This window comes from Paracoccus broussonetiae (assembly GCF_031854425.1).
GTDB lineage: Bacteria > Pseudomonadota > Alphaproteobacteria > Rhodobacterales > Rhodobacteraceae > Paracoccus > Paracoccus broussonetiae.
The window spans coordinates 201429-227057 of sequence record NZ_JAVRQI010000002.1 but is presented as its reverse complement, the minus strand read 5'-3'; the positions used below and the strand labels follow the sequence as shown (position 1 = coordinate 227057).

At 63.5% G+C, this 25629-nt stretch carries 26 protein-coding genes; 19 read left to right on the top strand and 7 right to left on the bottom strand.

The window, feature by feature from the left end; translation table 11 throughout:
• Nucleotides 1–3 precede the first annotated feature (3 nt).
• The 5 genes from RM190_RS03630 (at nucleotide 4) to RM190_RS03610 (ending at nucleotide 6065) form a co-directional block, all read left to right on the top strand.
• Nucleotides 4–915: a dihydrodipicolinate synthase family protein gene (locus RM190_RS03630; protein ID WP_311758040.1), complete on the top strand. Its 912-nt coding sequence runs from the start codon at nucleotides 4–6 to the stop codon at nucleotides 913–915.
• A 309-nt stretch (nucleotides 916–1224) separates the two neighbouring features.
• On the top strand, nucleotides 1225–1869 hold the full coding sequence (locus RM190_RS03625; protein WP_311758039.1) for a hypothetical protein: 645 nt from the start codon (nucleotides 1225–1227) through the stop codon (nucleotides 1867–1869).
• Entirely contained in the window at nucleotides 1757–2446 is a 690-nt protein-coding gene (locus RM190_RS03620) for a hypothetical protein (protein ID WP_311758038.1), read from the top strand. The genes RM190_RS03625 and RM190_RS03620 overlap by 113 nt, the downstream gene beginning before the upstream one ends.
• Nucleotides 2447–2517: 71 nt before the next feature.
• On the top strand, nucleotides 2518–4926 hold the full coding sequence (locus RM190_RS03615; protein ID WP_311758037.1) for a hypothetical protein: 2409 nt from the start codon (nucleotides 2518–2520) through the stop codon (nucleotides 4924–4926).
• Entirely contained in the window at nucleotides 4923–6065 is a 1143-nt protein-coding gene (locus RM190_RS03610) for a hypothetical protein (protein ID WP_311758036.1), read from the top strand. Before RM190_RS03615 ends, RM190_RS03610 begins: the two co-directional genes overlap by 4 nt.
• 91 nt (nucleotides 6066–6156) lie before the next feature.
• Here the strand turns inward: RM190_RS03610 and RM190_RS03605 are convergent, their stop codons facing one another.
• Nucleotides 6157–7416, bottom strand: coding sequence for an ATP-binding protein (locus tag RM190_RS03605; RefSeq protein WP_311758035.1), 1260 nt, complete (start codon nucleotides 7414–7416; stop codon nucleotides 6157–6159).
• An 11-nt stretch (nucleotides 7417–7427) separates the two neighbouring features.
• Entirely contained in the window at nucleotides 7428–8144 is a 717-nt protein-coding gene (locus RM190_RS03600) for a response regulator (protein ID WP_311758034.1), read from the bottom strand.
• 237 nt (nucleotides 8145–8381) lie between these two features.
• Here RM190_RS03600 and RM190_RS03595 point away from each other — a divergent pair, with 237 nt between their 5' ends.
• The gene (locus RM190_RS03595) at nucleotides 8382–8927 is read left to right on the top strand and encodes a hypothetical protein (RefSeq protein WP_311758033.1); all 546 of its coding nucleotides are present in this window, start codon (nucleotides 8382–8384) and stop codon (nucleotides 8925–8927) included.
• Between the two features lie 55 nt (nucleotides 8928–8982).
• On the opposite strand, the gene RM190_RS03590 is transcribed toward RM190_RS03595, so the two are convergent.
• Together RM190_RS03590 and RM190_RS03585 are read right to left on the bottom strand one after the other, a co-directional pair.
• Entirely contained in the window at nucleotides 8983–10917 is a 1935-nt protein-coding gene (locus tag RM190_RS03590; protein WP_311758032.1) for a MacB family efflux pump subunit, read from the bottom strand.
• A 3-nt stretch (nucleotides 10918–10920) separates the two neighbouring features.
• The gene (locus tag RM190_RS03585) at nucleotides 10921–12129 is read right to left on the bottom strand and encodes an efflux RND transporter periplasmic adaptor subunit (RefSeq protein WP_311758031.1); all 1209 of its coding nucleotides are present in this window, start codon (nucleotides 12127–12129) and stop codon (nucleotides 10921–10923) included.
• A 238-nt stretch (nucleotides 12130–12367) separates the two neighbouring features.
• On the opposite strand from RM190_RS03585, the gene RM190_RS03580 reads away from it, so the two are divergent.
• The 5 genes from RM190_RS03580 (at nucleotide 12368) to RM190_RS03560 (ending at nucleotide 16726) form a co-directional block, all read left to right on the top strand.
• On the top strand, nucleotides 12368–12607 hold the full coding sequence (locus RM190_RS03580; protein WP_311758030.1) for a hypothetical protein: 240 nt from the start codon (nucleotides 12368–12370) through the stop codon (nucleotides 12605–12607).
• Between the two features lie 251 nt (nucleotides 12608–12858).
• Nucleotides 12859–14046 (top strand): glycine betaine/L-proline ABC transporter ATP-binding protein ProV, encoded by a 1188-nt coding sequence (gene proV, locus RM190_RS03575; RefSeq protein WP_311758029.1) that lies wholly within the window; start codon nucleotides 12859–12861, stop codon nucleotides 14044–14046.
• Between the two features lie 21 nt (nucleotides 14047–14067).
• Nucleotides 14068–14961 carry an ABC transporter permease gene (locus tag RM190_RS03570; RefSeq protein WP_311758028.1) on the top strand — a complete coding sequence of 298 codons (894 nt, stop codon included), beginning with the start codon at nucleotides 14068–14070 and terminating at the stop codon, nucleotides 14959–14961.
• Nucleotides 14962–15029: 68 nt separating this feature from the next.
• On the top strand, nucleotides 15030–15896 hold the full coding sequence (locus tag RM190_RS03565; protein ID WP_311758027.1) for a glycine betaine ABC transporter substrate-binding protein: 867 nt from the start codon (nucleotides 15030–15032) through the stop codon (nucleotides 15894–15896).
• Between the two features lie 125 nt (nucleotides 15897–16021).
• Nucleotides 16022–16726, top strand: coding sequence for a GntR family transcriptional regulator (locus RM190_RS03560; RefSeq protein ID WP_311758026.1), 705 nt, complete (start codon nucleotides 16022–16024; stop codon nucleotides 16724–16726).
• Here the strand turns inward: RM190_RS03560 and RM190_RS03555 are convergent, their stop codons facing one another.
• Both RM190_RS03555 and RM190_RS03550 read right to left on the bottom strand, forming a co-directional pair.
• The gene (locus RM190_RS03555) at nucleotides 16727–17545 is read right to left on the bottom strand and encodes a sugar phosphate isomerase/epimerase family protein (protein ID WP_311758025.1); all 819 of its coding nucleotides are present in this window, start codon (nucleotides 17543–17545) and stop codon (nucleotides 16727–16729) included.
• A gap of 11 nt (nucleotides 17546–17556) precedes the next feature.
• On the bottom strand, nucleotides 17557–18297 hold the full coding sequence (locus RM190_RS03550) for an SDR family NAD(P)-dependent oxidoreductase (protein WP_311758024.1): 741 nt from the start codon (nucleotides 18295–18297) through the stop codon (nucleotides 17557–17559).
• A 128-nt stretch (nucleotides 18298–18425) separates the two neighbouring features.
• On the opposite strand from RM190_RS03550, the gene RM190_RS03545 reads away from it, so the two are divergent.
• A complete protein-coding gene (locus tag RM190_RS03545; RefSeq protein ID WP_311758023.1) occupies nucleotides 18426–19127 on the top strand; it encodes a hypothetical protein in 702 nt (233 codons plus the stop codon).
• Entirely contained in the window at nucleotides 19124–20065 is a 942-nt protein-coding gene (locus RM190_RS03540; RefSeq protein WP_311758022.1) for an NAD-dependent epimerase/dehydratase family protein, read from the top strand. Before RM190_RS03545 ends, RM190_RS03540 begins: the two co-directional genes overlap by 4 nt.
• Here the strand turns inward: RM190_RS03540 and RM190_RS03535 are convergent.
• On the bottom strand, nucleotides 20028–20690 hold the full coding sequence (locus RM190_RS03535) for a TetR/AcrR family transcriptional regulator (protein WP_311758021.1): 663 nt from the start codon (nucleotides 20688–20690) through the stop codon (nucleotides 20028–20030). The two genes, RM190_RS03540 and RM190_RS03535, sit on opposite strands and share 38 nt — an antisense overlap.
• Before the next feature lie 181 nt (nucleotides 20691–20871).
• Between RM190_RS03535 and RM190_RS03530 the strand changes: the two genes are divergently transcribed.
• The 6 genes from RM190_RS03530 (at nucleotide 20872) to RM190_RS03505 (ending at nucleotide 25622) form a co-directional block, all read left to right on the top strand.
• Nucleotides 20872–21702 (top strand): transporter substrate-binding domain-containing protein, encoded by an 831-nt coding sequence (locus RM190_RS03530; RefSeq protein WP_311758020.1) that lies wholly within the window; start codon nucleotides 20872–20874, stop codon nucleotides 21700–21702.
• Nucleotides 21703–21786: 84 nt separating this feature from the next.
• Nucleotides 21787–22221: a type II 3-dehydroquinate dehydratase gene (gene aroQ / locus RM190_RS03525; protein ID WP_311758019.1), complete on the top strand. Its 435-nt coding sequence runs from the start codon at nucleotides 21787–21789 to the stop codon at nucleotides 22219–22221.
• Nucleotides 22218–23285 (top strand): Gfo/Idh/MocA family protein, encoded by a 1068-nt coding sequence (locus RM190_RS03520; RefSeq protein WP_311758018.1) that lies wholly within the window; start codon nucleotides 22218–22220, stop codon nucleotides 23283–23285. The genes aroQ and RM190_RS03520 overlap by 4 nt, the downstream gene beginning before the upstream one ends.
• Nucleotides 23282–24115, top strand: coding sequence for a sugar phosphate isomerase/epimerase family protein (locus RM190_RS03515; RefSeq protein WP_311758017.1), 834 nt, complete (start codon nucleotides 23282–23284; stop codon nucleotides 24113–24115). Before RM190_RS03520 ends, RM190_RS03515 begins: the two co-directional genes overlap by 4 nt.
• Nucleotides 24112–24933: an aldo/keto reductase gene (locus tag RM190_RS03510; RefSeq protein WP_311758016.1), complete on the top strand. Its 822-nt coding sequence runs from the start codon at nucleotides 24112–24114 to the stop codon at nucleotides 24931–24933. The genes RM190_RS03515 and RM190_RS03510 overlap by 4 nt, the downstream gene beginning before the upstream one ends.
• Before the next feature lie 26 nt (nucleotides 24934–24959).
• Complete coding sequence (locus RM190_RS03505; RefSeq protein ID WP_311758015.1) at nucleotides 24960–25622, top strand: amino acid ABC transporter permease; 663 nt, start codon at nucleotides 24960–24962, stop codon at nucleotides 25620–25622.
• Nucleotides 25623–25629: the final 7 nt, after the last annotated feature.

Here is a 25629-nt window from a genome sequence, read left to right as displayed (position 1 = left end):
ATTGTGACGAAGGACATGCACTCGATCCGCCGCGCCCTGACCGGGATCTCTGGCGTGCCCGTGACGCCTTATGGGGCGGATGGCGAGATCAACGAGGCTCTGCTGGCGAAGCTGATTTCGCGACTGGCGGATGCGGGGATCCACAACCTGATGGCAGCGGGGAATACCGGCGAGTTCTTCTCGCTGTCGCTGGACGAGATCCGGCGCGTCCATGCCGTTACGGCCGAGGCGGCGGCGGGCAAGACCCTGATCAGTGCGGCAGTCGGCCGTTCGCTGGTCGAGGCCAAGGCGCTGGCCCGCGATGCTATCGCCGCTGGCTGCGGCGCGATCATGAGCCATCATCCGATGGATCCCTTCGCCGGTCCCACTGCGCAGGCAGATTACTTCCTGTCCCTGGCTGACGCCTCGACCGTGCCGGTAATCGCCTATGTCCGGACGGACACCTTTTCGGTCGCGGACTTCCGGCGGCTGGGCGAGCACGAAAATATCGCGGGCGTCAAGTTCGCATCCACCACCCTTATGCTGCTGGCGGATGTGATCCGCTCGACCCGTGACCTGCCGACAATCTGGGTCTGCGGTCTGGCCGAAGCCTGGGCACCAGCCTTCTATGCCATCGGTGCACAGGGCTTCACATCGGGCTTCGTGAACGTCTTCCCCGAGGCCTCGCTTGCGGTCCACGCGGCGCTGGGTCGCAATGACTTCGCGGCTGCGCGCGCCCTGATCGATCGCTTCGCCGGGTTCGAGGAATTGCGCACTCATTACCGCAACGGCTCGAACGTCACCGTGGTCAAGGAGGCGCTTTCGATCCTGGGCCATGACGTCGGATCCGTGCGGCTGCCCGGCGTCCCGCACCTGTCCCCGACCGAGCGTGCCGAGCTTGAGGCGATCATCCAGGCGCAGCTTGTTCCGGCCTGACGGCGGTCTCTCGCGTTCGACAAGCGGCGAAAGCCGTTGAAAACGAGCCCGAACGAAAATGGAAAGGCTGGTTTCCAATACGGAAGCCAGCCTTTATCCATATTGAAAGCAGGATGCAAAAAACTCCAAAAGACAACTCGGGGTTCTGCGCTGTCCTTGTTAATGAAAAATTAAGAATAACTTTGCGATGGCTTGTTTTGGGTGCGCTACCTTTCGGCGAAGAAGGAGCCATTTTTCAACGCAGGATTTTGTATCACGGTCGCCAGAATCACCAGTTAATTAATTTCACATATTTATGGTGAGAACCCCGTGGGTGATGACAATCCTTTCAAGGACAAAAAGGGGCTGAATGACGGGGTGGCATTGTTCGCCACCGAGGACTGGATCAACCTGATGGTCTTTTTCTGGGTTGCCGCATATGACAGTCCCAGCACCGAAAGCACGATGCGCCTGCGGCTTGGAATGCAGTCGCAAGATACGGTAACTGCCGAGATCGCGAAGGCAATCAAGGATATCAGTGCGCTTGAGGGGATTGGCAAGGATTTCCTGACCACGACGGTCGACAAGATCCTTGGCCTTGCGGACAACATCAAGCATTACGAATTGAAAGCGGTCACCATCTATGACCGCCTGGCGCAGCTGATCGATTATTACGATCTGGGATTCGATACGCCGGCAGATACCCAGAAGAAGCTTGATGAGCCTATCAAGCTGTGGAAGGCCGGCGCTGACGACGACATGTCGCAAAAGATCAAGGTCCGGATCAAGGAACTTCTGGTCGGTCTGGCTGGCGAAGCCGATGGCTATGCGAAGAACGCAGAAGAGCTTTACAAGGCGATCGGTGATACCCGGCGGTGGCAACAACAGTTATTACAAGCGCCTGAACGACTGCTCGACAGAGTTCGATGGCGATGCGAAGGCCTTCGAAAAGAAATATGGCGAGGAAAGCTCTGACGTCACCACATTCAAGGCCAAGATCGAGACACTGAATAGTGAACTGAAGACCCTGCGCAAGAAGGAAAGCGACGAGGTGATCGTGCTGTCCTCGTCCCCGGCCTATCTTCTTATCCCGTTTTTTGGGCCATTCATCCTTGCAGGAGTCGATGTCGGGGTGGGAATCGATCTTGCCCATGTCCGCGCCGAGATCGAATCCAAGGTCAAGGAAGGCAAATTGCTGCAGGGCAGGTTGGATGTCGCATCGCGATTCATGACCTATTACACCAACGGCAGGACGCTGGTTGAGGCCACCGCCAAGTCCATCCGCGAGATCTTGCCCAAGATTGATACGCTGGGCCGCGCGTGGCGGGCAATCGGCGCAGACCTGAACAAGATTGCCGGTTCGCTGAACGTGGATGGCGTCAGCCAGCTTGAAGGTAGCGACTGGAACAATCTTGTCGCAACGCTGGCCACGGCAAGTCGCAGCTGGAAAGAGATCGGGGCAAGGGCGGACCGTTTCCGGTCCTTCGCGCAACCCGAGGTCGCGACAAGCGTCGAAGATCTCTTGAATAAAGTCAAAACCAAGGCCGCGTAACGCTGGCAATTGGCTTGCGGGCCGGTCGGTCCTGAACCGACCGGTTCATTCTGGTCAGGAAAGGATGCAGGATGTCGGTTGCCGAGCTTCAGCAATTGGTGAATGGCGCTGTCGAACGGGGACAGATCCCGGCGCAGCCCTTGGTGGACATCTCGGCGGGCCCCGGCCGGGCCGAGGTTCTTGCTGCTCTGGTCGTCGATCTGCCCCAGGCGATCGCCAAGGCGCAAGAGGCCAAGGCGCGGTCGCTGGACATATATGCCGACACATTGCACGTGCCGGGAAAATCGGTGACGCGCATCCAGGCCCCACTGCTGCGTGTCACCATCATCGCGCGCCGCATCGTGGTCGATGATACAGCGCAGGTATATCTTGATCATTCGGGGGATAATCCGCTGGCGGCATTGCGTGTGCTGACCGCGGAACTGGCGGGTCCTCTGGCCATCGCCTCTGCCCGCGCGGGGAAACATCCCAACTACGACCTGCAAAAGCTTTCCGAAAAGCAGGATGTGCCGAAATTCACCAATTTTGTCTGGCGCGATACCGGACCGGCGATCGGGGAAACCAACGTGCCTCCGGGGCTTCTGGCTCGGGGAGAGGCGTTGCACAGCACGCTTGCGGCGACGTTCCACCTGGTGGCGGGGCTGCTTGCCACCGGGGACGAGGATCCCGAGGTGCTGACGCTGTGCCATTCGATGCTGCGCTGGATCGCCTCGTGGTCCGGGTTGCAATCAGACCTGGCGCAGATTGCCCGGCTCGCGGATACGCTGCGCGCCATCATGCCCAGTTACACTGCAGGAAAGCTGGTGCGTCCAATCCCGCCGCTGACCGCCGCCACTTATCTTTCGCTGGCGCGGGCGCGCAAGGATCTGGCCAAGGCGATTGAGCTGGATGCCCATTTTCTGGACCAGTCCAACGATACGGGCCAGATCGCGAAGCTGTTCGTCAAGGCGAACCTTGGCCGTGACGATGCCGAAAGCAAGCTGATCGTCAACAGCATGGAGGCGCTGCAAGCCGAGATAGACAGCATCCAGGAGGCGCTGGAGCGTGCGGCGCGCGCGCTGAAGGAGCGCCAGCTTGAGCAGGAACTTGACGAGATCTACCTGGAGCGGGCACAGGCCCATGACCAGATCGACAAGATCGTCGATGCCTCGTTCCAGCTTGCGATCGGACTGGTCACGCTGGGCGTCAGCATCGCCGCCATCTGCATGGGTGTCCCTGCCGATCCGACGGCCTCGGCCAAGAAGGATATCCAGGGCGTCCAGGGGCTGTTTGACGCAATGAAGAATACCCGGCAGGTCCTGCCGGGGGGCACGTCCGCCCCTAACGAACTGAAGAACATCCTGCGGCTTTATGCCTTGCCGTTCACATTCGCCTTCAACAACATCAAGGATCACAAGGACAGCATCAAGGCGTTGGCGGAATCCGCGGTGCAGATCAAGAAGGCGGCCAGCGCCATCCTGAAAAGCGGCAAGCCCGGGGATGAGCAGGCCGATTTCGCAAGTGAGCTGGGCGAGGCCACGCGCCGGCTGGCAAGCTCTCCCTCGCCGTTGGAGGCGCGGGCGGCGTGGGATTCGCTTGAGGCAACGGCCGTGAACGCGCTTGACGTTGTCATCAACGATCCCGACACGGCGGGGTCAATCAAAAAGGCGGCCGTCGATTACAAGACCGCGATCCAGAAGGTTGCGATCTATGGCCGCCTGATGGCCGAGCAGCAGGCCCGCAAGGATGCTGCGCTGCGGGCCCTGGGGGCCATGACGTTGCAGAAGCTGGCACAGGCCGAAAAGACGGCCGCCTATGCCCGCCTTGCCACCGAACTGACCGATCGCGAAGCGCTGGCCGCGCGGATCCGGTCCGAAATCGACGTTCGTCAGGACGAAGCCGCGCGCAGCTTCTTCTGTGCCTGCTACGGGCTTCGGGGGGCGCAGTATTACGAAACCTATACCCCGCCCGCGACATTGCCCGCCTTGCCACATCGTGCCGCCGATCTTGAGGCGATCTATTCAGATTTCACCGGCGATGTTGAGGCGACCTCGGGTCTGCGCGGAAAGGCCATGGATTTCACCCGCGACATCATCATCAACGATCCCGAAGTCCTGAAGGATTTCGCGAATGGCAGGCTGGTTTCGATCAGGGTGCAACCCGATCACCCTGACCTGAGCAAGCTGAAGAGACTTCGCCTGACAGGGTTGGAAGTCTGGGCCGAAACCCGCCCCGAGCTGAGCGACATGGTCGGGATCGACATCATCTCATCGACCACGTTCGAGGATCGGGGTCCGGCCGATCGGCCACAATTCACAGGTGAAAGCCGCCGGATCAGCTTTGAATACCAAGGCAACCAACCCCGGCTGTCATGGACCGGGGCGGCGGATTCCGTCCTGCCCACGCCCTTTGCCGAATGGTCTGTGACGCTTTACCGCCCCAATGCGATCCCGGTGCCTGAGGCGCTGCGCCTGCGGCTTGTCGGGAAAGCCCTGGCATGAGGGTTCTTGTCGCCGCTTTCGTGGCGTTGCTGACGGGGGCGATCACCGCGTCTGCTTGCGACCGTGGCATGATCGCACCCACGCCGGTCGAGCCGGTGCCGGCCTCGGTCTGGCGGGACAATGCCCGGTTCAGCTTCCTGCTGGGTCGCGATTACGATTCGCGCGATGTCAGGATGGAACTGATCTCACGTTTTCGGACGATCCCGCATTTTGCGGAATTGCGCGGGGGCGCGGCCAATTGGCCCGCCGATTACCGCGCGATGCAGGCGCTTACGCAGGACATCCAGCGCGATGCCTCGATTTCAAACCGCCTGAATCAGCTTTGCGAAGCCATTGATCGCGCCGCACTTGGGGGTGCCCCGCTGGATGAGCAGGAATGGACCGCCGAATTGCGGGGCATCACCCTGCGGCTGGACCAGCTTATCGGGCAGGCGTCGGGGGTCGGGCCGCGACTGATGCAATATGCCGATGTGCTCAGTGCGACCTCGGGGCATTATGCTCGCGCCGGGTTCCGGCCCATCGACTTTGCCGATATCGGCCCGGATCCAGCGGCGGTGTCGGTCGCGCTCGACAGCCTTCGGGGGCGCTGGCACGCGCTGCAAGCGGATCTGGAGTTTGCGCGCAAATCGCTGCCCGCCGGTCCCGCGCTGGATGAAGCGACGATCGAGGGGCTGGCTTTGGCCGGTGCGTCCTTTCGGCTGGTCACGGCCGAAGCGCAGGGACTGGGCGCGAATTTCCTGCCTGCCCAGGAATTCGAGGCACTGGCCAGCGGCAGCTATCTGTACGACGCCTGCAAGGTAGCCGAATCCGGGTCAATCCAGTTGCGTAACCGCTTTCAGCCTGAAAATGCGCTGACCTTGCAGGGGGACAAGACTGTTGTGGCGCAGCCGGAAGGCGACAGGGACCGATCGTGCTGGACCTTGCACCGACAGGAGAACGGTTACTGGACAATTGCGAACGCAGCATCCGGCGGCAAGGTTCTGGAGGTCGCGAACCTGCCCGCGGCTGCCTTTTCCCCTACGCCTGAGGGACGGGGGTGGGGTGCCGCGCATGTCGCAGCTTTGGCGCTGCTATCCGTCGCGTTTCGCCGGGTTTTTCCGCCTTTCCAACGCCACGCTGGGCGAGGGGCGGTCGCTTGACACCTATTCTGACGTACCGACAGCCATCCTGCTGCCGACGGGCGATTTTTCGGGCCAGACCTGGCAGGTGCTGCACTGAACGCGTGATGTACTAGGCCTTGCAGGGCAGGGTGCAGACCTGCTCCAGCCCGCCCGAGGCGCGATTGGCAATGGTGATCGTGCCCTGATAGCGCTCGATGATCTCGCGTGCGATGGCCAGTCCCAACCCTGCGCCGGGGACAGACTTGCGCCGGGCCTGGTCGACCCGGAAGAACGGCTCGAACACCTGCGAGATCAGGTCCGGGGGAACGCCCGGCCCCTCGTCCAGAATACGGATGATCGCGGCCCCGCCTTCTGGGCGCAGTTGAACCTGCGCCCCGCGTCCGTGGGTGGCGGCGTTTGTGATCAGGTTGCGCAGGGCCCGTTTCAGGGCGATGGGACCGGCATTGACCTCAACCGGCGGCGGGGCGTCCAATTCGACCTTCTGGCCAAGCAGGCGCAATTCGTCCGCGATCTCGGTCAGGATGCGGTCAAGGCGCAGCGGCTCGGCGTCATTCGCGCCGACTTCCTCGCGGACAAGGCGGATGGCGCTGTCGGCAATCGCATTCAGCTCTTCAAGATCGGAAAGCCATTTCTGCCGTTCATCGTCATCCTCGATGAACTCGGCGCGCAGCCGCATCCGGGTCATGGGCGTGCGCAGGTCGTGACCGGCCGCCGCGACCAGACGCATCCGGCTTTCCATCGACTGGCCAAGCTGCCGCGAAAGGCGGTTCAGGGCGCGTGCGGCGGCGCGGACCTCTTCTGGACCGGTTTCGGGGATGGGTTGCATGGTCCCGTCCGGTCCGATCTGGTCCACGGCATTTTCGATCAACTGCAGGGGCCGGGTCAGCCGCCGCGCCGAATGGATCGAGATCGCGGCGCTGCCAAGGCCCATCAGCGACAGCCAGACGGCCAGCACCTTCCAGCGGCCGGGTGGCGGGCTGAGATCGGGGATCTGCAAAAGCACCCAGCCCTGATCTCCGACCGGGACCGAGGCAGTCAGCGCAGCTTCGCCCGCGACGCGAGAGACGATGACCTCCAGCGGCGCTCCGGTCCGTTCCAGCGCATGCCGCAGGAACCGTGTCATGCGGATATCGGTCACGCCCCCGGCCGGATCGGGCTGCAGCCTTGGCGCAGGCTGCCGGTCGCTGCCGTGGCCCAGAAGTGTCAGGGTCATGTGGATCTGGCGCGCCACCGGCTCCATCGTCGCCTGCGGCGAAGGGGGCTGCATCACCCGCGTCGCGGTGAACGTCGCAAGGATCACGACCGAGAAGATGGCAAGGACCAGCAGGACCGCGATCCGGGTCTCCATCGATTTCATGCCGAACTTCATGGGTTTGCCCTTCACGCAGCGCCTGTTCCGACGCTGACCGGCACGGCCAGCTGATAGCCGCCGTTGCGCACGGTCCTGAAGATCGCGCCCGGCTCTTTCTCGGCCAGCTTGCGACGCAGTCGGCTCATCAGCACGTCGATCGAGCGGTCCATCGGATCGCGGTCGCGGCCCTGCGTCAGGTCCAGAAGCTGGTCACGCGACAGCAACCGGCCCGGACGTTCAAGAAAGACATGCAGCAGGTCGAATTCCGCGCCGGTCAGCTCGATCTCGGTCCCGTCGGCTGCCAGCACGCGGCGCTGGCCGGGATCGACGTCGAAACCGGCAAAGGCATAGGTGCGAACCTCGGGCGCGGGGCTGTCGTCCGGGCCTGCGCGGCGCAGGACGGCCTTGATCCGGGCGACCAGTTCGCGTGGGTTGAAGGGCTTGCCAAGATAGTCGTCCGCCCCCAGTTCAAGCCCGACGATGCGGTCGACATCCTCTTTCAACGCGGTCAGCAGGATGATCCGCAATTCGGGGCGGTGTTCATGCAGGCTGCGGCAGATGTCCAGCCCCGACCCGTCGGGCAGCATCACGTCCAGAACGATCAGGTCGGGCCGGGAATCCGCAATCCGCGCCTCGCATTCGCGTCGATCCGCGGCGGCTGAGACGCGGAATCCCTGCCCCTCAAGATAGCGGCGCAAAAGGCTGCGGATCTCGGGGTCGTCATCGACGATCAGGATATGCTTCATCGTCATCACCTTGGGCTGCGGGAATCTTCTAGCTGCTTTTCACTCCACGCGCTGCGCCAAATTTGTGACGAAACATTGCTGTCTGGGGGGCGGAAACACGCGGAAACAATTCGGTCGCCACCAGAGATGTTTCGTCACGCGCGGGACCTATTCCCGACAACGCAAGCCCCTAGCGTCAAGCGGAACCGGGGGCATTCTGCCCCGGTGACGAACGAGCAGAAAAGCAAGGAACATGTGATGCGTCGCTTTCTGATGATGACTGCCATTGCGGCCACCACGCTGGGGGGAACCCAGTTCGCGCAGGCCGACCAACGCCCCGGCGCCCCGACCCCGGTCTGCCACCAAGACAAGAAGAAATGCCCCGAAGCTCCGCACCGCGAGCCCGGTCGCAACGACCAGAAGAAACACAAGGACCAGAAGCCCGCTCCGCAGGGCGACCGCCGGGACGGCCATGCCCGGCCCGGTGACGACCGCCGTCTGCCGCCCGCCGGTGTCCGCGAAGGGCGCGATGACGGTCGGCACCACCCGCGGCCGGGCGAGCCCGAGCGCCGTGCCGATCGTGGCCCGGATCGCCGGATCTTCGAACCCGGTCGCGACCAGCATCATCTGCGCGTCGGCGACAGTGGTCGCGGTGGCGAGATCTACAAGCCCGGCCGTCACAGCACGCTGCGCAAGGCCCCGCATGGCACCGAGTATCGCGTGATCCGTGATCAGTTGGTTCTGGTCGACAAGAAGGACAAGCGAATTGTCGATGTGATCGGCCCGACCTCTCGCCTGCGCTGAACGCGGTACCCTTGGACGAATTGCGGCGGCCGGTCATCCCGGCCGCCGTTTTCGTTCAACCCACGGACAGGGCCGCGACCGGATCAAGGCGCGAGGCGTTCACCGCAGGAAGATAGCCGAAGACCAGCCCGATGCCGCAGGAACTGGCCATGGCCGCGATGATCGAGGCAGCGGAATAGACCGGCTGGAAACTGCTTCCGACCTGTTCGAAGATCAGACCGAAGCCAAGCGCGGCCATGACGCCCGCAACTCCGCCGATCAGGCAGACCAGCACCGCCTCGATCAGGAATTGCGCACGGATATCCGACCGTCTGGCACCCACGGCCATGCGCAGGCCGATTTCGGAAATCCGCTCGGTGACCGAGACCAGCATGATGTTCATGACCCCGATCCCCCCGACCAGAAGAGAGATCACGGCGATTGCCGCGATCAGGATGGTCATGGTCTCGGTCGTGCTGGTGATGGTGGCGCGGATCTGGTCGTTGTTGATGATGAAGAAGTCCTTGCTGCCGTGGCGAAGCGTCAGGAATTCGGTGACGGATTGCTGGGCAAGGGCCATGTCCACGTCATCAGCGATCCGCAGTGTCAACCCGCTGACACTGGTCGAACCAATATAGCGGGCCTGAACGGTACTGTAGGGGGCATAGATCGTCAGGCTGGTGCTTCCGCCCGGACCGCGCTGGCTGGCCTTGGCGACGCCGACCACCCGTAGCGGCACTTTGCCCGCCATTACCACCTTGCCCATCGGGTCTTCGTCGGGAAACAGGCTCTGGCGGGTGTTCTGATCGATGACGACGTCCTGGCTCATGCGGGCAACATCCGCCGCGTCGAAACTGCGTCCCTGCGTCAGGGTAATGCCCGCGACGTCGAAATACTGCTCGCCCACGCCGCTGATCTGGGCGGTCGCTTCGGTCGCGCCGTAACGCAGGGTCTGCGAACTGCTGACGGTCGGGCTGACCGAGGCGACATAGGATTGCCGAGCAAGCTGTGTTCCGTCCTCAAGCACCAGCGTCGTGACCCGGCCCGAGCGCGTGTCCCCGAAGCTTTCGCCGGGAAAGACCTGCAGCGTGTTCGTGCCCAGGTCCGAGATATTGCGCAGCACCTGCTGACGCGAACCTTCGCCCAGTGCCACCACCGACACGACCGAGGCGATGCCGATGATGATGCCCAGCATGGTCAGGAAGCTGCGCAGCTTGTGCGCACGCATCGCCAGCAGGGCCATGCGCAGCGCCTCGGCCAATTGCCCCAGCACGGGCACCGTGCCTTTTCCGGCATCCGGCGTCATCTTGGCCGCCGGAGTATGGCCGGGGGTCGACCGGTCCGACAGGATGCGTCCGTCGGCGATCTCGATCACTCGCCTTGCGCGCGCCGCGACCTTGGAATCGTGCGTGACGATGATGACGGTGCGTCCCTCGGCGTTCAGCTCCTCGAGGATCGAGAGCACTTCCTCGCCGCTGTGGCTGTCCAACGCGCCGGTCGGCTCATCGGCCAGGATCACGCGTGCATCGTTGACCAGCGCCCGCGCGATGGATACCCGCTGCTGCTGCCCGCCCGAAAGCTGTCCGGGGCGATGGTCCAGCCGGCTGCCCATGCCAAGCCGCCCCAGAAGGGCCGCCGCCCGGTCCCGCCGGGTCGCGGCGGGCGTGCCGCGATAGATGGCCGGCACCTCGACATTCCCCAGGGCCGTCATTTCGGACAGCAGATGGTATCGCTGGAACACGAAGCCGAAGAATTCGCGCCGAAGGGCGGCCAGGTCGGCGCTGCCCAGTTCGGCGATCTCGCGCCCGTCCAGCAGGTAGTTGCCGGTGCTGGGTCGGTCCAGACAACCCAGGACGTTCATCAGCGTCGATTTGCCGGACCCGGAAGCGCCGATGATGGCGACGAATTCGCCCTGCGCGATGTCCAGATCGATGCCATGCAGCACCTGCAATTCGCCTTCGCCGGACGGATAGCTGCGGGTGATGCCCTGAAGGCGGATCAAGGGGGTCATGTCCTAGCCTCCCAGCGGGGGCGGGCCCATCATGCCGCCCGTGTTCCCGGTCGTGGCCGAGGCCTGCGTGGCTTCTCCGGTCACGACCTGCTCGCCCTCGTCCAACCCCTCCACCACCTGTGCCACGACCTTGTCGTTCAGCCCGATCCCGATCTCGCGAGTCTCGACCTTGCCGTCCGAGGCCAGGACGCGGACCGGATAGCGTCCGTCCTGGGAGGGCGTTCCCAGCGCGGCGGACGGGATGGTCAGCGTGTCCCTGGCCTCGCCCAGAATGATGCTGACCTGCGCCGTCATATAGGTGCGCAGCGCACCGTCCGGGTTCTCGACCGGAATGATGCCGGTGTAATAGACCGCCTCGCTGCTGGAGGACGAGGCGCTGTCAGGGTCGATGGCGCTGTCGTTCACGATGCTTTCGGGTGCGGGCGCGATCTCTTGCAGAACGGAATCATAGCTGCGCCCGGTATCTCCAAGCAGATGAAAGCGCACCTTCTGCCCGACGGCGACGCGGCTGATATCGGCTTCCGAGATTTCGGCGTGGACATTCATCCGGTCCAGCTGCCCCAGCACGACGATGGTGGGCGAGGACTGGACCGCGTTCACCGTCTGGCCCGCCTGGTTCACGACCGCCAGCACCGTGCCATCGCTGGGCGCGGTGATGCGGGTATATCCCAGGTTCGCCTGCGCGGTCTCGATCGCGACCTGCGCCCCCGCGATCTGTGCGTCAAGACCGGCGATCTGGGCTGTCGCGACGCTGACGGCCTCTTCGGCGCTGTCGTAGTCGCTGTGGGCGGTCGTGTTGCTTTTCAAAAGCTTGTCCTGCCGCGCCAAAGTCTTTTCGGCCAGCGCCAGAACCGCCTGCTGCTGGTCCTTCTGCGCCTGATAATTCGCCAACGTCGCCTGAGCGGTGCGCAGGGCATTTTCCTGCGTGACCGAGTCGATCTCGGCAATCAGGTCGCCCGCCTTCACCTGCTGACCCAGCGTGACCGCAAGAGAGGTGATCCGCCCCGAGACCTGCGCCCCGACCGCGACAAGTTTTTCCGGCTTCAATTGGCCTTCGGCCATGACCGTGACCTCGACATCTCCGCGCAACACGGGGGCCGTCAGATAGGTCGCTGTCGCGGCGTTGCCGGGGGTCAGGCCCGCCGACCGCAGTGCGATGCCCCCGACCAGCAGGACGGCGACGACCAGCGCAAGGGTCGCGTATCTGCGCATCATTCCTTCCTTCCAGACTTCCGTTCGAGAGGTGTCCGCTTGGCGGCGCCACTGAAGCCCAGATAGGGTCCGCGCGTTTCAGGGGGCGGTCCGCAGGGTAAGGAAGTGTTTCCCCGCAGGCCGATTTGTAAGCGAGTGTTTCCGGCGAGGGCCGGGAAACAATTCCTTACAAATTTCCGGATGCGGAAACGCGTGATGCGGGCAAGATGCGGCTCAGGACGATGGCAGCGGATGCGATATGACCGACAGCGAACTGGCCCTGGCCAAGCGGCGGATGCTGCTTGGCGTTCCACGCGACGAAGGCGCGTCCGTTGCGGTCCGCGAACTGTCTCCGGTGTCGTTCAGCGTGACCGAGATCGGGCCGGACCACGTCCGGTTTCGCCTTGTCGATGACCGGGGTCTATCCCTCGATCTTGTCCTGAATCCCGTGGTCGCCGCGGCGCTGCGCGACTGCATCAAGGCGTCCCTTTCAGTCTGAAGTTGATGGCTGTTTTCCCTTTTGGGCGGGAATCCGTCCCGGCGGGTGGACACCAGATCTTGAGGCTATATACTTGAACACACACATCATTGATCGCCGGAATGATCCGGTTCGCGTTTGAGGGCTCTGCCTTCGCGCTTTGATCGCACTGGAGAGCACGCAAGGTAGCCCCGTGTCGCACACGCGGGCCCATCATTATTTGGAGTCAGCTTTTGACAGATTTGCAGACTGGTCACGTTGGTTCGCCCAGCGTGAAAGTTCGGGCAAGAAACGTCTACAAGGTCTTTGGCGACGAGCCGGACCATGCGTTGAAAATGGCCAGGGCCGGAAAGGCCAAGACCGACATTCTCGCCACCACGGGATGCTCGATCGGCGTCGATGACGCCAGTTTCGAAATCCACTCGGGCGAGATTTTCGTCATCATGGGTTTGTCGGGTTCGGGCAAGTCCACGTTGCTGCGGTTGCTGAACCGCCTGATCGAACCGACCTCCGGCAGCATCGAGATCGAAGGGCAGGACATCACGCGCATGTCCCGGCGCGACCTGATCGAGGTGCGCCGCCGGGAGATGAGCATGGTGTTCCAGTCCTTCGCCCTGCTGCCCAACCGCAATGTGCTGGACAACGTGGCCTTCGGGCTTGAGGTCTCGGGCATGCCCGAGGCGCAGCGCAAGGACAAGGCGATGGCCGCGCTTGAGGCGGTAGGCCTGAAACCCTATGCCCAAAGCCGTCCCGACGAGCTTTCGGGCGGCATGAAGCAGCGCGTCGGTCTGGCCCGCGCGCTTGCCGGCGAACCGGGTGTCCTGCTGATGGACGAGGCGTTTTCCGCGCTCGACCCGCTAATCCGCACCGAGATGCAGGATGAGCTGATGCGCCTGCAGGCCGAAAGCAGTCGCACTGTCGTCTTTGTCAGCCATGACCTCGACGAGGCGATGCGCATCGGTGATCGCATCTGCATCATGCAGCATGGCCGGATCGTGCAGATCGGCACCCCGGACGAGATCGTCTCGAAACCGGCGAATGATTATGTTCGGTCGTTCTTCCGCAATGTCGATGTCAGCCAGGTCTTCAAGGCCCGCGACATCGCCCGCAAGGGTCGCCTGACGATTATCGAGCGGCAGGGCGTTTCGGCAGCTTCGGCGCTGCGGCAGATGGAACGGTCCAGCCTGGACTTCGCCGTGCTGGTCGGGCGCGACGGCCGTTATCACGGCATGATCGGTCAGGACTTGCTGGTCGAGAAGCTGCGCGCGAATGCGCCGGATCCCTATCGCGAAGCCTTCCTGCGGGAAAGTGATCCGATCCCGGCGTCCGAGCCACTGTCCAATATCCTGGGCCGCGTCGCCGAAAGCCGCTGGCCCCTGCCGGTCGTTGAAGAGGATGGCCGCTACATCGGCTCGATCAGCAAATCCTCGCTTCTTGAAACCCTTGACCGCGCCGGTTGAGCCGAACGGAACGGATAAATCATGAAGCTGGATTTCAGTGTCGGCCAGGGCGCCGACATGGTCGTCAATTACATTCTGGACAATTTCACCCCTGCGCTGGACGCGATCGCCGCGGCGATCGGCTTTGTCGCGAACGGGGTCGAAAACCTGCTGGTTGCGGTCCCGCCGCTTGCGGGTATCGCTATCCTTGCACTGCTGTCGCTATGGCGCGTCGGGTGGAAATTCGCGGTCTTTGCGCTGCTTGCGCTGTCGCTGGTCCATCACATGGGTCTGTGGCAGGGCATGATGCAGACCCTGGCGCTGGTCCTGTCGGCAACGCTGATCGCGGTGGTGCTGGGCATTCCGCTGGGCATCGGCATGGCCCGCTCGGAACGCGCGGCGTCGCTGGTCAGGCCGATTCTTGACCTGATGCAGACGATGCCCGCCTTTGTCTATCTGATCCCGGCGGCCATGTTCTTTGGACTTGGCGTGGTGCCGGGAACCATTGCGACAGTGATCTTCGCGATGCCTCCGGTCGTACGCCTGACCAACCTTGGCATCCGTCAAGTCGATCCCGAATATGTCGAGGCGGGTCTGGCCTTCGGCTGCACCCCCTCGCAATTGCTGTTCAAGGTGCAGTTGCCGAACGCGATGGCTTCGATCATGGCGGGGGTGAACCAAACCATCATGCTGTCGCTGTCGATGGTCGTCATCGCCTCGATGATCGGAGCGGGCGGGCTTGGCAATCACGTGCTGACCGGCATCCAGCGGCTGGATGTCGGCGCAGGGTTCGAGGGCGGCCTTGCCGTCGTCATCCTTGCCGTGATCCTGGACCGCATCACGCAAAGCTTTGGTAAGGGCGGGTCGGGTTTCTTCCGTCGCCTTTCCCTTCGCTCGGCCGGTGTGCCGCTGGTGGGTGAACCCGCCCGCAAGTGACCCTGCCGAACCCGGTGGCGGCGCCTGGTCCGCGTCGCCCGAACTCCTGAACCAAACAAGGAGAACACATGTTCAAGACTTTCAGAACCCTTGCGCTGGCCGCCGTGACGGCAGGCGCCTCGGCCACCGGCGCCTTTGCCCAAGGCGGCGAGCCGGTCAAGATCGGCTGGTCCGCCTGGTCCGACGCCGAATTCGTCACCAAACTGGCCCAGAAGGTCATTCAGGACAACCTGGATACCAAGGTCGAGCTGGTCCAGACCGACATCGCGCCGCTGTATCAGGGCCTGACGCGCGGCGATATCGACCTGATGATGATGGCCTGGCTACCCGAAACCCATGCCGACTATTACGCGCGGGTCAAGGATGACGTCGAAAATCTTGGCGTCATCTATGACGGCGCGAAGCTGGGCTGGGTCGTTCCCGCCTATGTCCCCGAAAGCGAGATTTCGTCGATCGAGGATCTGAAGAAGGACGAGGTCAAGGAAAAGCTGGGCGGTGTGGTTCAGGGCATCGATCCCGGCGCCGGCCTGACGCGGCTTTCGCAGCAGGCGGTCAGCGATTACGGGCTGGACTATCAGCTGCAGATCTCCAGCGAGGCCGGGATGCTGACCACGGTGGATCGGGCCATGCGCTCCAAGAAATGGTTCGTCGCGACCGCCTGGAGCCCGCATTGGATGTTCGGCAAGTATGATCTGCGCTATATCGACGATCCCAAGGGCTCGCTGGGCGAGGCCGAGACCGTCAACATCCTTGCCGCGAAGGATTTCAAGGCGGACCACCCCGAAGTTGCGGCCTTCCTGTCGCGGATGAAACTGCCCATCGATGAACTGGAGGCAGGCATGTTCGAGGCTCAGGAAACCTCGTATGAGGCCGCGGTCGAGAAATTTGTCACCGACCATCCCGACCGGATCAAGGAATGGCTTGGCGAAAGCTGATCCGTTTCGCGGCGCGGCGGATCCCGTCGCGTCGCCCAAGCCATCGGCCGCGGCGCGGATCTTGCCGCGTCAGTCATGACATACTAGTGTCCCAAGGGTAACATCCGCCATCAACGAGAGATCCGATGGTCGAACCCCGTATTCGCGGCTTCCTGACTGAGCGGATCACTGAGCGCCTGCGCCGGGCCATCATGGACGGAGAGCTGCAGCTGGGCCAGCTTTTGTCCGAGGACAAGCTGGCGCTTAGCCTGGGGGTCAGCCGCAGTCCGGTTCGCAAGGCCTTCGCCGCCCTTGAACAGCAAGGTCTGATCGTGGTCCGGCCGCAGCGCGGCAGCTTTGTCTTCTGGCCGACCGCACGCGACATTGAAGATCTGGCCCAGTTTCGGCGCCTGATCGAAGTCGAGATGTTGCATCTGGCGTTCCGGGAAAAGCGCCGCGTGACCCTCGCTGCGATGGGGGATGCGGCCGACGCGATGCGCAAGGCGCTGGATGTGGGCGATACGCTGGCGGCGGCGCGCGCCGACATGGCCTATCACGACGCGATGATCGAGAATTGCGAGAATTCCTATTTGCTGGATGCCTATCGCATGGTGGCCGGCAAGGTCGCCGCACTGCGTTCGCATCGCGCCGTCTCGCCCACGCAGGAACGCGCCAGCGCCGAGCATTTCCAGATCATCGCGTTGCTAGAACAGGGCGACCTTGCCGGGGCAAGCGATCTGCTGGGCGAGCACATTCTGAAGATGGCCGACCGGTTCAAGGAAGAATGGCCAGTGGGGCCACGGCCAGGGCGCGGCCCGGTGCTGGAGGGCATCGGACCGCTGGAGGACTGACTATCGCCCAAGCGAAGCAAGGAAACGGCGGCTGAAATCCATCCCTTTTTGTGCCTTCTGGGTGAAGTCCAGCGCATGATCGGCGCTGTTCGGGGTCTCGACGCTGATCGCAATATCCGCAGGCAGAACGTCCATCAATTCGCGCAACCACAGCGCACCGGTGCCCGGTTGCAGGCGCCCGCCGCGCGCCTCGGCGATGCATGACGGATCGTCGGCTGGCATGTCCGCCCCGGCATCGCACAGTTGCAGATACAGGATCAGGTCGGAAGGAAGGGCGGCGACGGCCGCAGGCGAGCCGCCCGACCGCGACAGATGCAGCGCGTCAAGCAGGATGCCGACATTCCGTGCCCCTGAAAGCCCGGCCAGTTCCGCCGCATCCTCGATCGTCGCGGCGGTGCGCCAGCGCATGAACTCGATCGCCATGGCGATGCCGTGATCCGCGGCCATGCCGGCGATACGGGCCAGGTTGTCCGCAGCGCGGTTGCGGTCGGGATCCTCTGACGTGATCTGCATGAGCGGCATGGACAACTCTGCGGCAGTTTCCAGCACTGCCTGCCATTCACGGACATCTGTAGCCGGGGTCAGGGTAAAGACTTCTCCGTCAAGGAAGTCGACACCCAGCTCCGCGGAAATGCTTTTCAACCGTCCGATCAGTGCCTTGTCGCCCACGATCGGATGGGCGAGGTCCAGACCAAGGGGTGCGATCAGCCGCAACCCGGCCGAGTCGTAACCCGCGGCCGCTGCGGCGCGAACGTGATCCAAAGGCGGGCAACCCTGGACCGTGAGATAGGCGAGCGAAAGCCGGTGATCTGCATACATCCCCTGTCCCCTCAATACGTCGCGCGGCCGCCAGAGACGTCAAAGACGGCCCCGGTCGAGAACGAGCATTCCTCGGATGCCAGCCAGGCGACCAGCGCCGCAACCTCATCCGCGCGGCCAAGACGGCCCACGGGGATTTTCGAGGTGACATAGGCCCGGAACTCCGGCGTCAGCTGCTGCATCATCTCGGTCTCAATTGCGGCGGGGGCGACGCAGTTCACCCGGATCCCGGTCGTCGCAAGCTCTCGTCCGACCGATTTCGTCAACCCGATCACGCCAGCCTTGGACGCGGAATAGGCGACGGCATTCGGGTTGCCCTCTTTCCCCGCAATCGAGGAGATGTTGACGATGCGTCCATAGCCGGTCTTCAGCATCTCGCGAACGCCGGCCTGACAGCAGTGGAACACCGCGTTCAGGTTCAGCGACATGACGAAGTCCCACCCTTCTTGCGGATAGTCGGCAAAGGGGGCCAGTGGTCCGTTATGGCCCGCGCTGGTCACAAGAATCCCCAGCGGGCCCATATCCGCGACCACGCGGGTGGTCGCCGCATTCACGGCGTCACGGTCGGTGACGTCGACGGCATACCCGCGCGCGCCCGGAAGTCCCGCTGCGGCGGTTTCGGCGCGTTCGGCGTCAAGGTCCCAGATCGCGACCTTATGGCCCTTTTCCGCCAACCTTTGGGCAATGGGCAGGCCCAGTCCCCCGGCCCCCCCGGTCACGATCGCCACGCGCGGCGTTTCCTGCGTCTGCATGATTTCCCTCCCTCCGGTCGTTCCGACTCATCGTTCTTGACAAGACGGCCAACTAACATCCTAGTAGCCTAACTGGCGCGCGGGGAGGCGGCCTGTCAAGCGCGACATCAAGGGACGGAGGATACCGAATGGGACTGAAGGGCGGCGCATTCCTGGCGATCTGGCATGACATTGCCGAGGGCGCGCAGGAAAACTACATCGAGTGGCACACGCGTGAGCACATGCCCGAACGACTGTCGATCCCCGGCTTTCGCACCGGAAAGCGCCTGCATGATCCCGATGCCGCGCGCTATGTCTTCGGCACCATCTATGCGGGAGAAGATGTCGAGGTCTTCCGTTCGCCCGCCTATCTGGAGCGTCTGAACAATCCGACCCCCTGGACCTCGGACGTGGCGCCGAGTTTTCAGAATTTCCTGCGCATCGCATGCCGCCGCATCGCTCATGCCGGGCTTGGCGATGGTGGGGCCATGGCCACCATACGCTTCGCCTTCTCCGGTGACGGGGGCGAAAGCGGGCTTGAACAGGGGGCAGCACAGCCGCTGGTCGATGCGATCCTGTCACTGCCCGGCGTCGCGGCCGTCCATCTGGGCGTGGCACGGGCCGAAGTCTCCTCCGTTCGCACGCGCGAAACGGAAATCCGCTCGGAAATGGCCGAGAAGGGTTTCGACGCGGTGCTGCTGGTCGAAGGATCGTCCCGGCCCGGATTGGTCGCCTCGGTTGGCCGCGCGCGCGACCTTGCACTTCAGACGGGCCTGCTGACCGGTGCCGAGATCAACCTGTATGATGTGGCTTTTACCCTGACCTCGGAAGACATGGAGGGTGCGGCATGAGCCGTTTCCTGATCACCGGCGGTGCCGGCTTTCTTGGGGCCTGGATCCTGCGCGAATTGGCGGGGCAAGGGCATGCGATCCGCATCTTCGACCGCTCGACTGACCGCCGTGTGCTGCATGAGATTGCGGGTGCCGAAGCCGGACGGGTGGAATGGGTGCAGGGTGACATCACCGATGCCGCCGCCCTGCTGGACGCGGCGCGCGATTGCACGGCGATCATTCATCTGGCCGCGCTGTTGACCCCGGCGTGTCGGCAAGACCCGGTGCTTGGCGCGCAGGTGAACGTGATCGGCACGCTGAACGTGTTTCAGGCGGCCCGCGCACAGGATATCCGCCGCGTGGTCTATGCCAGCAGCGCGGCGGTCTTTGGTCCCGACGATGGCGCCGTTCCCCATCCCGTCACCCAGTACGGGGCGTTCAAGCTGGCCTGTGAAGCATCGGCCCGCGCCTATTGGCTGGACGAAGGGATCGCCAGCATCGGGTTCCGTCCCACCATTGTCTATGGCCCGGGCCGCGAGGTCGGGCTGACGGCCGGCCCCACCCTTGCCTGCCGCGAAGCGGTCGCGGGTCGTTCCTATACCATCGGCTACTCCGGTCCTCAGGATCTGGTCTTCGTCGGCGACGTCGCTGCAGCCTTTGCCGCCGCGGCCACATCGAGCGCCGATGGGGCACATGTCTTTCCGCTGACCGGTGGCACTGTCGACCTGCCCGAAATTGTCGCCGCGATCCTAACGGAAGTGCCGGGGGCCAGGATCAATTTTGCGGGCCCCGAAGTGCCGATGGCGCCCGAAATTCGCGACGTGTCCTTTGCTCATCTGCTGGGGCCCGCGCGTCGTACGTCGCTTTCCGAAGGCATCGCCCAGACCGTCGCGCATTATCGCCAACTCCAATCCGTGGCGGTCAGTCCGCCCGCAGATAGCGCAGGATCATCTCGGTGATGGTGCGCAAACGCTCCTCGGCGCGGTCGGCTGCCAGCAATTCGCGGCCGAACAGGACTTCAAGCGTATGGCGGTTCGAAACATAGGTGAAACCGAGGGCAGAGATCGAGATGTACAGGTCCAGCACATCGATTCCGGGGCGAAAGACGCCCAGTTCGACCCCGCTGTCGAGTATGGCCCCCAATTGATCCAGTATCGTCCGGTTCAACTCGGTCATGTCCCGCGTCGCCTTGAGATGGGCCGCGCCGTGCAGGTTCTCGGTATTGATGATGCGAACGAAGGCCGGATGTTCGATGTAATAGCGGAAGGTGAACTCGATCAGCCGCGTCACGGCTTCTTCGGGACGCTCCGGGCTGAGGTCCAGCGCCATCTCTGCCTTGCGGATACCGGCGTAGATGTCACGAAGCGCAGCAAGGTAAAGGTCCTCCTTGCTGCCGAAGTAATGATAGACCATCGCCTTGTTCGTCCGGGCGCGATCCGCGATCCGATCGACCCTGGCCCCACCAAGGCCGAAGGTCGAAAACTCCTCGATCGCCGAATCAAGCAGGGCGCGACGGCGCCGTTCAGGGGCGCGTTCCCCCGGAACAACCTTGGTTTCTTCATTCAGATCAATGCTGTTGGTCATGTCATCCGCCTCGCGTCCTTGCTTTGGAAGCAGGATCATCCTAGCGCGGTCGTTGACATTAACCAACTAGTTGATTAACACGGACGAGCGAATGGAGGATTCGCCCGATAAGCAACTGCGCGGGCCATCGTTGACCGCGCGGGTTCCCAACACAGGTCGTCTCAATTTCTGGGGAGGAAGAATGACGTTGAAATTCTCGTTCCGCGCAGCCGCGCTTGGACTGGTTGCCGCGATGGGGTTGGCGGGCTTCGGCTCGCACGCAGAAGCCCAGACACTGGAAAAGATCAAGGAAGCCGGCGTCGTCCGCATCGGCGTCATGGGCGAACAGGCGCCCTGGGGTTCGATCGATGCCAGCGGTCAGAATATCGGCTATGACGTCGACGTGGCCCGCCTGATTGCCGATGAGCTTGGCGTCAAGGTCGAGTTTGTTCCGGGCGCGGTCGCCGCGCGCATTCCCAACCTGCTGACCGGCAAGGTCGACCTCCAGATGGCCGTGATGGGCATGTATCCCGAACGCGCCAAGGTCGTGCAGTTCACCGAACCCTATGCCGGGCTGAAGATCATCCTGCTGTCCAGCGCCAAGAACAAGATCGAGACGATCGAGGATGCGCGCAGCATGAACATCGGCGTTCCGCGCGGCGCGGCGCAGGACACGGCCATCACCAAGCTTCTGGGCGACGTGCCGAACATCCGCCGCTTTGACGATGACAGCTCGACCATGCAGGCGCTCGTCTCGGGTCAGGTCGATGCGATCGGTGGCAACACCACCTACAAGATCAACCTCGACAAGGCTGCGCCGGGCAACGACTTCGAACAGAAGGTCGTATTCCAGGAGCAGTGGATGGGCGTTGCCACCAAGCCCGGCGACAAGGAAGCGAACGACTGGCTGAACGCCTTCATCCAGAAGATCAAGGCCGACGGCCGGCTTGAGGCGATCAGCCAGAAATGGCTGGGGGCCGGGTTGCCGCAATTCCCCGCCTCGCTCGAAGGCGTCCCCTATACCGTCCAGTAATCGACCGGCCCCGTGCCGGTGACAAGAACGATGGCAGCCGCGCGATGCGGCTGCCAGCCGACCGAACATGTGCGAAGGCTGACGATGCGAAAGATCTATGTCCTGAACGGCCCGAACCTGAACCTTCTGGGTCAGCGCGAGCCCGAGATTTACGGCCATATCACGCTGGACCAGATCCGCGAGTGGTGCGAGGCCGATGCCGCCGAACTGGGGCTGGAGGTCGTCTTCCGCCAGTCTAATTTTGAAGGCGAGATCATTCAGTGGATCCATGAGGCCCGGACCCAGGCCGACGGCATCGTCATCAACCCGGCCGGATATACCTTCACCTCGATCGCGATCCTTGACGCGCTGAAGACCTTCGACAAGCCGAAGATCGAACTCCACATCTCGAACGTGCATCAGCGCGAAGAGATCTATCACAAATCTCTGGTCTCGCGCACGGCCACCGCGGTCATGGCGGGCTTCGGCGCCTTTGGATACCGGCTTGCCCTGCGGGCGATGAAGGAGTGGACCCAATGATCCGCATTGCCTTGCTGGGTGCCGGCCTGATCGGCCGCGAACATGCCGAACTGATCCAGACCCATCCGGGCGCGGAACTGGCCGCCATCTGTGATCCCTCGCCCGAGGGGAAGGCACTTGCCGAGCGGCTTTCCGTTCCGCATTTCTCCGCTTACGTCGAGGCGCTGGAAAAGACCCGTCCCGACGGTGCGATCATCGCCCTGCCCAATCGCCTCCACGAAGCCGCAGCTTTGGCCTGCATCGATCGCGGCATTGCCAGCCTGGTCGAAAAGCCGGTGGCGGATACCGTCGCCGCCGGAGCGCGCATCGCCGAGGCGTCCGAGGACCGGGGTGTCCCGGTACTGGTCGGCCATCACCGCCGGCACAGCCCCGATATCCGCGCGGCCAAGAAAAGCATCGCCGCTGGCGAACTTGGCGGCCTGGTCGCTGTCAACGGGATGACCCTGTTTGACAAGCCAGAGCCCTATTTTCAGGCTGAATGGCGTCGCCAGCCCGGTGGCGGGCCACTGCTCATCAACCTGATCCACGACATCGACGCGCTCCGCCACTTGGTCGGAGAGATCGAAAGCGTGCGTGCCTTCACCTCGTCGGCGGTTCGGGGTTTTGCGGTCGAGGATACGGCCAGCATCGCCATCCGCTTCCGCAATGGCGTGCTCGGCAGCTTCGTCATCTCGGATGCCGCGGTCAGTCCGTGGGCCTGGGAATATTGCTCGGGTCAGGCCCTTTATCATCCGTCGCAACCCGGACCGTGCCTGTTCATCGCCGGACGCAAGGCCGCGCTGTCGGTGTCCGACATGTATCTGTGGCGTCACGCCGAACAGGACCACCACTGGCAGCATCCCCTGCTGCGCGAGCATCGCCCCGGCGATGGATCGCGCACCTATGTCAATCAGCTCGACCATTTTCTTGCCGTGATCCGGCGCGAAGCGGCGCCGCTGATCTCGGCACGCGACGGGCTGGCGACGCTGGCCGCCACCCTGGCCGTCGAAATGGCCGCGCGCGAGGACCGCACCGTCACGCTGGACGAGATGCTGGCCACCGCCGGACAAAGGGCCGTCGCATGAACCGCGCCCTGTCACTTTCCTTCCTGTCCTGCCTGTCCGCGCCCCCCGAAAAGGCGGCGCGGGTCGCGGCGGTGACCGGCTATGATTTCGTCGGCCTGCGGATGCTGCCCGCGGCGCCCGGCGGGATCGCTTTTCCGCTGATGGAGGATGCCATCCGTCGCCGGGCACTGCGCCGCCAGCTTGACGACAGCGGCATCGGGGTCTTTGACGTCGAGATGATCCGCCTGGCCCCGGATTTCAGCGCCGGGGCATATCTGCCCTTCCTTGAAGCCTCGGCCGATCTGGGCGCCCGCGCCATTCTGGTTGCTGGCGATGACCCGGATGAGGCGCGCCTGACCGCTTCATTTGTGGCGCTTTGCGAGGCAGCGGCCCCGTTTGCCCTGTCTGCCGACCTTGAATTCATGCCGCAGTCCGATCTGGCGGACCTTGCCGCCGCGCTGCGGGTCCTGCGCGCCGCCGGCCAGCCCAATCAGGGCGTGATCGTCGATGCGCTGCACGTCTCTCGCGCCCGTGTCACCCCGGCAGAGATCGCGTCCATTCCGCGTGAGTGGTTGAACTATGGCCAGATCTGCGACGGCCCCGCCGAAATTCCGTCGACCCGCGATGCGCTGAATTTTGCTGCCCGGCACGAAAGGCTGGTGCCGGGACAGGGCGGGATCGACCTTGGCGCGATCTTCGGGGCGCTGCCCGGCGATCTGCCCGTCGCGGTCGAGGTTCCGAACGACCGCCAATCGGCGGGCATGACACCCGAGGCATGGGCAGGCCTGCTGCGTGAAGCAGCGCTGCACGTGCTGGACCCGCAACCAGTCCGGAAAGGGGCCCGGTCATGATGTGGAAGACCATTCGCGGCGAAAGGATCCCCGCCCTTGGTTTTGGAACCTTCGAGCTGGTCGGCAGCGCCGGTGAGGACGCGATCCGCGCGGCCATCGAGATGGGCTATCGCCAGATCGACACCGCCATCCGCTACGGCAACGAACGCGAGGTTGGCCGCGCGATCCGCGCCTCGGGCGTGGCGCGGGACGAGCTGTTCGTTACCACCAAGATCTGGTTCGACAACCTTGCGCCCGACAACATCCACGCGCGGCTGGACGAAAGCCTTGACCGGCTTGGTTTCGATCAGGTGGACCTGCTTCTGGTCCACTGGCCGACGCGCGAGGTTCCGTTGGGTGAAACACTCGCCGCATTTGCCGAGGAGCGCGCGCGGGGGCGCACGCGCCTGATCGGCGTCAGCAACTTCACCGTGGCGCTTCTTGACGAGGCGCTGGACGTGCACAAGGCCGATCTGTTTTGCAACCAGGTCGAGTATCACCCCTATCTTTCGCAGGAGAAGCTGCTGGCACGGATGCGCCGCGCCGACATGCTGCTGAATGCCTATCAGCCGATCGCGCGGGGCAAGGTATTCCAGTCCGACCTGCTGAACCGGATCGGGGCGAAGCACGGGAAATCCGCCGGGCAGGTCACGCTGCGCTGGCTGGTCCAGCAGGACCATGTCGGCGCGATCCCGCGTTCTTCCCGGCCCGAAAACATGCGCGCGAACCTTCAGATCTTCGACTTCGAGCTGGATGACGAGGATATGCGCGCCATTCACGGTCTGGCGCGGGGCGAACGGTTCTCGCGCTTCGACTGGGAACCGGAATGGGATGAATAGGTCCATATGCCAAGGGGGAGGGGCAGATGACACTTGATTTCAGCGTGGTGGCGAATGCCTGGCCAGCCCTGTTTTACGGGGTGCTGGGCACGATGCTGCTGGCCGTCTGCGGCATGATCCTTGCCATGATCATCGGCGTGGGCGGGGTCGCAATCCTGCGCGCCCAAAGGTGGCTCTCCAGCTTCCTTGTGACGGCTTTTGTCGAAATCATCCGCAATACGCCGTTCCTGGTGCAGATCTATTTCATCTTCTTCGCCTTGCCACTGGCCGGCATCCGCCTGAACCCCACGGTGACGGCAATCCTGGCGCTTGGGCTGAATGGCGGAGCCTATGCGATCGAGATCATCCGGGGCGGTGTCGAAAGCATTCCGAAGGGCCAGACCGAAGCCGGGCTTGCGCTGGGGCTTCACAGGGGCGAGGTGTTCCGCATGATCGTCCTGAAGCCCGCGCTGAAGGCGATCTATCCCTCGCTGTCCAGTCAGTTCATCCTGCTGACGCTGACCACGGCGATCTGCACCTCGATCTCGGCCTATGAGTTGACCTCGGTCGGGCAGCGCATCGAGGCCGAAACCTTCCGCAGCTTCGAAGTCTATTTCACGCTGACCATGATCTATCTCGTGATTTCGCTGATCACGATGTGGGCGCTCGCAGCCATCGGGCGGCGTGCCTTCAACTATCCTGACCGCTGAACGGAGG